This window comes from Roseicyclus sp. (genome assembly GCF_052168335.1).
Classification (GTDB): Bacteria; Pseudomonadota; Alphaproteobacteria; order Rhodobacterales; family Rhodobacteraceae; genus Roseibacterium.
The window spans coordinates 1-1,388 of record NZ_JBQLZP010000690.1 but is presented as its reverse complement, the minus strand read 5'-3'; the positions used below and the strand labels follow the sequence as shown (position 1 = coordinate 1,388).

The window sequence follows — 1,388 nt, the reverse complement described above, 5'->3', positions numbered from 1 at the left end:
AACACGACGAATTCCTGCAACTTCTTCATCGTGCGCCGGGGCGAGGTCTGGACCTCGACGGGGGACTACTGCATGAACGGGGTGACGCGTCAGAAGGTGATCGACCTCTGCCGCGCGGACGGCATCCCGGTCTTCGAGCGCAACTATTCGCTGGTCGACGCCTATGGCGCCGAGGAGGCCTTTCTGACCGGCACGTTCGGCGCGCAGACGCCGGTGGCCTCGATCGACGGCAAGCCCGTGGGCGACGGGTCGCGACCCGTCACGACGCGCATCCGGGATCTCTACATGGCCCATGTGCGGGAGCATGTGTCGGCGCGGAAGGCGGGCTGAGGCGGTTCGGGGGCGGATGCGGGATTTGTGGTATTCGGACGGTATTTCGGAGCCTGTCGGGCTGTTTCTGGTTCGAAAAGGACAAGCCTTCCTCCACAGGAGCCGCCCGTCTCAGCCCCGGATCCGCATCCCGATCCAGCCCGCCGCGAGGAGCGCGAAGACGATGAGCACGATCCGCGTCTTCGGCAGGCCGAACCCGGCGATCTTCGGCCCGAAGAGACTGGCGAGCGCGGCCAGACCGAAGTAGCGCAGCCCCCGGGAGGCGGCGATGGCGGCGAGGAAGACGGCGAAGTTGCCGCCGACGGTGCCCGCGCCCAGCGTGGCGAGCTGCATCGGGGCGGGCGAGAAGGAGACGAGGAAGACGGTCCAGAAGAGGCCCTCGCGGTCGAGATCGGCGGTCATCCCGGCGAAGTCGTCGCGGAGCCCGACCCATTCGAGCGCGGGCTGCACCACCGGCTCGGCGAGCCAGAGGCCGACGAAATAGAACAGCGTCGCGCCGGCGAGGCAGCCGATCCAGATCGCCAGCGAGATCGTCCAGGCGTGGCGATGGTGGCCCACCATGAGGGGCGCCACGATCGTCTCGAGCGGGATCGGGACCAGCGTGCTCTCGGCGAAGGACAGCGCGGCGAGGCCCGTGCGGTGCCGGGCGAGGCGGGCGGTCCAGGTCTCGTCGCCCGTGTCAGCCATCGCGCGCCCCGGTCATCGCGGCGAGCCTGTCGGCGGGGCGCGCGGGGACCGGCGCCCGCCCCCCGAGAAGGCCGTTGGCCTGCGCCGCGACACCCGCGCCGAAGGCGGCGAGGAGATTGGCCGCGACGGCCGCCAGAAGGATGCCGCCGTAGCCCATGAGCCAGACGCCGAGCCAGGCCAGAGGCACGTAGACGAGACCGATCCGCGCGAGGCTGAGCCCCAGCGCCCAGCCCGAGCGCGACCGTGCGGCGAGCGCGGCGTTCGCCGCCACGACGAGGCCGTAGCCCGCGAGGCTCCAGCTCACGATGCGCAGGTAGTCCCCGGTGTAGCGCGCGGCTTCGGCGCTCGCCGTCATGGCGGCGGCGATGGGG

At 71.1% G+C, this 1,388-nt stretch carries 2 protein-coding genes and 1 pseudogene; 1 reads left to right on the top strand and 2 read right to left on the bottom strand.

The genetic code is table 11. The features are described 5' to 3' along the window. On the top strand, positions 1–330 hold a 330-nt coding region (locus ACTS11_RS20990; protein ID WP_442642223.1), incomplete at its 5' end, for an aminotransferase class IV. 111 nt (positions 331–441) lie between these two features. Here ACTS11_RS20990 and ACTS11_RS20985 read toward each other — a convergent pair. Continuing rightward, positions 442–1,017, bottom strand: coding sequence for a YqaA family protein (locus ACTS11_RS20985; protein ID WP_442642222.1), 576 nt, complete (start codon positions 1,015–1,017; stop codon positions 442–444). Beyond that, positions 1,010–1,388, bottom strand: a pseudogene (locus ACTS11_RS20980) (MATE family efflux transporter); the annotation flags it as partial. The pseudogene ACTS11_RS20980 and the gene ACTS11_RS20985, both read right to left, overlap by 8 nt.